2 protein-coding genes are annotated in these 3,049 nt (G+C 69.6%); both read right to left on the reverse strand.

Features of this window, described 5'->3' with window-relative positions:
* Positions 1-94: 94 nt before the first annotated feature.
* Positions 95-2,338: a peroxidase family protein gene (locus ACQKIP_RS43900; protein ID WP_365862075.1), complete on the reverse strand. Its 2,244-nt coding sequence runs from the start codon at positions 2,336-2,338 to the stop codon at positions 95-97.
* A 106-nt stretch (positions 2,339-2,444) separates the two neighbouring features.
* Positions 2,445-2,705 carry a hypothetical protein gene (locus ACQKIP_RS43905; RefSeq protein WP_365862073.1) on the reverse strand — a complete coding sequence of 87 codons (261 nt, stop codon included), beginning with the start codon at positions 2,703-2,705 and terminating at the stop codon, positions 2,445-2,447.
* Positions 2,706-3,049: the final 344 nt, after the last annotated feature.

Raw genomic sequence — 3,049 nt, forward strand, 5'->3', positions numbered from 1 at the left:
GCCTCGGGGATGTCGTCGCGTCGCTCCGGGGGCTGCCCTCAGCCAGCTTCGGACCCGGCTGGGGCAGCAATGGCTCAATGATGGATTGCCGGTATCAGGTGGCGCACCCGGTGGTGTTGAGGTTGAAGGCGGACGGGGTGCTGTTGGTTCCGGGCAGGGTGCCGGTGAAGGACACCCGGCGGGTCTGGCCGGGGGCCAGGGCGCTGTCCGGGCCGGGGCTCTGCAGGGCGACGTCGGTGCCGTTCTGGACGGCCTCGGCGCCCTCCGACTGCTTGATCTGCTGGCCGTCGGCGTAGCGGAAGCGCACGGACCAGGCGGTGAGCGGCGTCCGCCCGGTGTTCTTGATCTTCATGGTGCCGGTGAACCCGCCGCTGGCCTTCGGCTCCGCGGCGTAGCTCACACGGCAGGAGCCGGCCGGCACCTCGCCGCGGGGGAAGAAGACCGTGCCGGACAGCTCGGTGCGCTTGATGTCGGTGTTGGCCGCGATGAGGTCGCCCAGGTTGTGGCGGAAGTCGATGCCGTACTTCTTGGAGATTGCCTTCAGGGTGCCGGCCTGGTTGCCGTAGAAGAACCGGTCGCCGTCGCGCAGCCGCCCGAACTCTTGCGCCCACATGGAGCGCTGCAGCTGGCCGAACTCCGAGCCCTTCAGGTGCGGTTCCGACTGCATGCCCACGTAGGCGTCCACCCGGTCGACCGAGCCGTAGATCGCCTTGAGCCGGGCGGCGAGCGTGGTCCGCTTGGTGTAGCTGACGGTGGAGTGGTCGCGCGGGTCGTTGCGGTGGCCGACCTTGCTGCCGAAGAGGTTGGTGATATTGGTGAAGTCGGTGCTGTCCGGGTCGTTGATCTCGTTGCCGGGGGTGAGTTCGGGGTCCTTGGGGAAGGCGTCGGTGGTCTCGCCGGTGATGTCGGTGAACGACCGGGCGGGCGGGAGGCCGTAGGCCCGGCGCATGGAGTTGTACGACGGCATGCCGTGGTCGCGGCTGCGGGCCAGGTCGGTCGCGCCGAGGTCGAAGACGCACTTCGGGTCGGCGTTCTGCGGCCCGCACAGCACGCTGCGCAGCAGGTGGTCGACCGTCTCGTCGTTGCGGTATTGCGCCCGCTCCCCGATGGTCTGCAGCGTCGGGCCAAGACCCAGGCCCTTGACCAGCGAGGGGTTGTCGCGGGTGTGCACCATGTCGACCTCGATGACCACCTTGCCGTCGTTGGTGAGGAAGGCGGGCAGTCCCGCGGCCCGGAACGCGTCCAGTTGGGCCGGCGTGTAGCGGTCGGCGGGCTGGGTGACGGAGAACCCGCCGTGGATCATGCTGTGCGCCCGGTAGCCGGTGGCGGCGAACTCGTTGGACAGCGTGGTGTTCACCTTCGGGTCGTAGCCCCGGTAGCGCGGCAGATCGATCCCCATGGCGGGCAGGAACTCGCGGTAGGTGATGTACTGGATCTCGCTGATCACCACCCGCCGGGCGATCTGGAACCGCTTCTCTTCACCGAGCGAGGCGGGCAGCGCGTCGACGATCCTGTTGTGTTCCCTGGCGAACAGCGTCTGGACCGCGGTCACCGCGATGTTGTTGTTCACCCGTACATCCCCGGCGACCGCCGCGCTGGCCGGATCGGCGTGGAGCTGGCCGTCGATGTCCGTGGCGGGCGCGTTCGAGGCATCGCCTCGTGCGTCGCGGCGGGGCAGGTAGCCGTCAGGCAGCAGCAGCTTCGCCCCGTTGTTGGCCACATTGCCGTCCGCCGGGCCCTGCCGGAGCCAGTCAAGGCGGGTGTTCTTGGTGCCATAGACGCCGGAGGCGTCGAGGTAGGAGCTCTGCATGTTGACCTGCTGGCGCGCGTTGGTCACGCCGGTGCCGTCGGCCGGCCTGGATCGTACGAACGGCAGATAGTGCTTGCCGGATATCAGCTCCAGCGGATCGCTTCCGTCGCCCTTCATGTCCTCCCGCTCGCCCTGCGGGTCACTGGCCTGCTCGCCGAGGCGCAGCGCGAAGGTGTGGTCGAGGAACTGGGCCCAGGCCCAGCCCCACTGGCTGACCTGGCGCTCGGAAAAGATGTTCACCGCGGGTACGTCGTTGCCCCCCAGGACCTCCTCGTCGCCGAAGATGCGGTTGCTGACGTAGCGAGGGTCGGGCCCGGCGGCGGGGGCGCTGTGCCCGTCGGCGTAATTCGGGGCGGTCAAGCGCGCATACGGGCTGTCGGCCCGGCCCCAGTCCGGATGCGCCCGATTGTTGCCGCTGCCGTCCAGCGACTGGATCTGCGGGCTTGCGCCGTGCTTGGCGCTAGCCGCGCCGGGCGGCACGGCCAGCGCGGTCACCAGCCCGGCGACCACCCACCACGCGCGTCTCATGTGTCGTCCCCTCCGTAAACGGCGCTCGGATGCCTCGCCAAGAATGCCCGGAGTGCTGTCCAAGTGACAGAACCGACTGTTTGGACATGGGCATGGCGGGCCCGCGTCAACGGGCCTCGGGGATAAGCAGGTTGATGACTGTGAGGTGCTCGCCGCAGTTGGGGCACTCGTGGAAGGCGCCCAGGCCGGCGCCGGGCTCGGCGGCGTACGGGACCTCCGCAGGCTCCGGCGCCTCGGCGGCCCGCAGCTGCTGCGCCCGCCACCACCGGGCCCGGCAGCCAGGGGCGCAGAACCTGCGGGTGGGATTCCTGCTGGTCCAGGCGAACTCTGCGTCGCATTCGGCGCAGCGCCGGCTAGCGGTGGCCATGGGGCCTCCTGTGTCTGCTCGCGGGACTGAGAGCTGTGCGACCAGTAGACAGGGGAGCGGGTAACTCCGTTGTCACACAGGGCCACAGGGCGGGAAGAGGTGCTCCGCGGCTCGTTCGTCCGGTTTTGTTACCTCGCCGAGACCACCCGAAGTGGAGGATGAGCGAGTGATCAAGGGGGCGATGAGTTGCGCACATCTGCAGGGCGAGCGGGGCGCGGGGTCGAGCAGGCGGCACAGTCGGCGGTCGAGGGCCGGGCGCGGCTCGCACCGGATGCCCGGATGACGCCCCGGCGCACCGCGCTGACGCTGTCTCCCGGTCTTCCGCTGGCGCAGTGGCGCCATAT

Source organism: Streptomyces sp. NPDC059900 (genome assembly GCF_050270335.1).
Classification (GTDB): Bacteria; Actinomycetota; Actinomycetes; order Streptomycetales; family Streptomycetaceae; genus Streptomyces.